The organism is Micromonospora maritima (assembly GCF_902825405.1).
GTDB classification, from domain to species: Bacteria; Actinomycetota; Actinomycetes; order Mycobacteriales; family Micromonosporaceae; genus Micromonospora; species Micromonospora maritima.
In genome coordinates this window covers 1-2,718 of record NZ_CADEAU010000632.1, presented here as the reverse complement: position 1 = coordinate 2,718, position 2,718 = coordinate 1, and the positions used below count along the sequence as shown (strand labels likewise).

At 74.0% G+C, this 2,718-nt stretch carries 4 protein-coding genes; all 4 read right to left on the bottom strand.

Features of this window, described 5'->3' with window-relative positions:
* Positions 1-455, bottom strand: a 455-nt coding sequence (locus HUW36_RS30270) for an inositol monophosphatase family protein (RefSeq protein ID WP_281357576.1), incomplete at its 3' end; no start/stop codon positions are given.
* A gap of 15 nt (positions 456-470) precedes the next feature.
* Positions 471-1,124: a hypothetical protein gene (locus HUW36_RS30265; protein WP_174531212.1), complete on the bottom strand. Its 654-nt coding sequence runs from the start codon at positions 1,122-1,124 to the stop codon at positions 471-473.
* Positions 1,121-2,122 carry a hypothetical protein gene (locus HUW36_RS30260; RefSeq protein ID WP_174531211.1) on the bottom strand — a complete coding sequence of 334 codons (1,002 nt, stop codon included), beginning with the start codon at positions 2,120-2,122 and terminating at the stop codon, positions 1,121-1,123. Before HUW36_RS30260 ends, HUW36_RS30265 begins: the two co-directional genes overlap by 4 nt.
* Positions 2,123-2,177: 55 nt before the next feature.
* The coding region (locus tag HUW36_RS30255) for a methyltransferase domain-containing protein (protein WP_174531210.1) at positions 2,178-2,718 on the bottom strand (541 nt) is incomplete at its 5' end.

Genomic DNA, 2,718 nt, shown 5'->3' with positions numbered 1-2,718 from the left:
CGGCCCACCGGGCCGGCGGCGTGCACGAACGCGCCCCGGCCGCGGATCGCGGACCAGGTGCGGCCGGCGACCGGGTCGTGCACCACGCCCAGCACCGGTGAGCCGCGCTCGCACAGCGCGATGCCCACCACGTACGCGGGCAGGCCGATCGCCACGTTGTTGGTGCCGTCGAGCGGGTCCACCAGCCAGGCCCAGGTGGTGTCCGGGGCGTACTCGCCGCCCTCCTCGGCGATCACCCCGTGCTCCGGCCAGCGGGCCCGGATCCGGTCCACGATCAGCCGTTCGGCGGCCAGGTCGAGGTCGGTGACCAGGTCACCGGAGTCGTTCTTGGCCCGGGCGTGCATCTCGCCCCGGGTGCCCCGGCGCAGCAGCCGGCCCGCCGCCCGGGCCGCCTCCACCGCGAACCGGTGCGCGTCGCGCAGGTCGGGCCCGCCTCTGTTCGGCTCCACGTCCATGGCTCCTCCAGCCAGTCAGCCCCGTGCCACCAGTCGCGCGATCTCCCGCGCCATCCGCGCGGTCTCCGCCGCGTCGCAGCGGTCCCGGCGTACCCGGTGGCTGCGCCCGTCCACCGCGCCGAGGCTCAGGTCGCACGCGCCGGGAGTGGTCCGGCCGAGCGCCACGGTCACCGCCGGGGAACCGGCGCCGACCTCCGAGGTGTGGAAGCCGCCGGCGCGCAGCGCGTACGAGTCGCCGGCCGAGTGCGTCTCCACGGTGGCGGTCGTCGCGGTGACCAACCGGTCGGTGGCCGCCATCTCGTCCACCTCGCCGAAGCTGTGCACCTCGTAGACCCGCCAGGGCGGGTCGGCGGTGGCGTCGTCGACGTCGATCAGCTCGTTGCGGACCGTGCCGTACAGGACGTGGCTGAGCAGGTCCCAGCTGTGCGAGTGCATCGTCGAGGTGGTCGGTCGCACCGGCGGCGGGTCGGCCGGCCAGGCGTGCACGCAGATCCCGTCCGGCCCGTCGCGCTCGACCGGCAGGCAGGTGAACCCGAGCGGGTGCCGGACGGCCCGTAGTGCCCGTCGCCCGTCGGCGACGTCGGCGAGCACGTCCAGCACCCAGTCGCGCAGCAGTTCCGGCCGGGTGCCGCGGTCGATCTCCCGCTCGAGGTCGGCGTAGCTCGTCATGCGTACGGATTCCTCGCCTGGATGGCCTTGCCCACGATGTCGGCGACCTCGCGGTCGCCGAAGGACCGGGGCAGCGTGAGCCCGAGCGCGGCGAACAGCCGGCGCACCTGCTCGACCGACGGCTCGTCGTCGAGCTTGACCTGACCGGCCGCCTCGATCGGCACCCGCCGGTTCTGCTTGCGGCTGTAGTCGAGTTCGATGTTGAACCGGTTGTAGTAGAGCTCGCCCCGGTCGATGCGCAGCGCCGGCGTCTGCGGGTTCTCCTGGGTGATGACCACGCAGGACGAGGAGAGGTCGTAGCGGAACGTGGTCATCTGGGCGGAGAGCCGGACCTCGACCGTGAGCAGGCCGGAGCGTTGCAGGTGCCAACAGGCGGCGAGCACCGTGGCGTAGGACTCCTTGCGGGTCCGGTCGACCGTCCACCGCTCCCCCGGCGCGTCCGGGTCGAGGCTGCGGCGGAACCGCGCGTAGCGCTCGCAGACGTCCTCGTCGGTCGGGTCGATGATCTCGACGGCGACGGTGAGGGTGGCGTTGCGGCGACGCGCGTGCTCCAGGCACTCCGGCAGCGTGACCGCCCGCAGGTAGGTGCCGGTGCCGCCCTTGAAGGTCCACCGGTCGGTGTGCCGGCGGGCCTCGGCGAGCGTCTGGCCCACCTCGCTGCCGTGCAGCACCCGCACCATGGAGACGCTGTCGATGGCCTCCCGGGCCCGGTTCAGCGCGCCCTCCGGGCCGGTGATCTCGCGCATCTGCGGGACCAGGTCGGTGAGCCGGTCCCGGGTGTCCACCATGACCTGACGCACCTGCTGCTCGGCGGTCTGCCGGCGCAGCCGGTCGCGCAGCACCGCCTGCGCGAGCAGGCCGAGGACCAGCAGGATGGCGCTGTTGACCACGTCCTGGCTGACCGTGTTGGTCAGGCCCAGCACGGCCACCGTGACGGCCAGCAGCAGGCCGATGAACGCGTCGAGATTGGTGACGACCCAGGCGAACAGGCGCGTCATGACATCCCCCGGTCGACGACGGAACCTCCATGATAGCCCTTTGTCAATGTCACGATCACGGGGCGTTCCGGGGCGGTGGCGGTGCGCCGCCGCGACGGGCGGCGCAGATGAGCGAGCCGCCGAGGCCGGGCGCGGCCCGGGCCAGCCACCGCGAGGCGACCCACCGCCCGCCGGGCAGCCGCCAGCCGACCTCGTTTGACCGCATCGCCAGCGGCGTGAACCCGGCCCGGCGCAGCGTCCGCCGCAGCAGCGACGCGGTGAACGGCCGGATGTGCAGCCAGAGATAGGGGTGCAGGGGATCGACCTGGCGTGGGGCGCGCCCGGCGAGGAACGCCAGCCGGTCCTGCACCGGCGCCAGGTTCGGGGTGGTCAGCACCAGCAGGCCGTGCGGTACCAGCACGCGGTGGCACTCGCGCAGCAGCGCCAGGGGGTCGTAGACGTGCTCGATCAGCTCACCGGCGAGCAGCCCGGCGAAGCTACCGGCCCGGAACGGCAGCCCTCGGGTGGCGTCCAGGCAGACCGGCACCGCCCGACCGCCGGCCGCCCGGCGGGCCGTGCCCAGCGCGGCCTCGGCCGCGTCCGCGAGCACGAGCGGG

Coding starts and splice junctions, on each gene's coding strand:
- HUW36_RS30260 (WP_174531211.1), bottom strand. CDS start 2,122: ATGACGCGCCTGTTCGCCTGGGTCGTCACCAATCTCGACGCGTTCATC.
- HUW36_RS30265 (WP_174531212.1), bottom strand. CDS start 1,124: ATGACGAGCTACGCCGACCTCGAGCGGGAGATCGACCGCGGCACCCGG.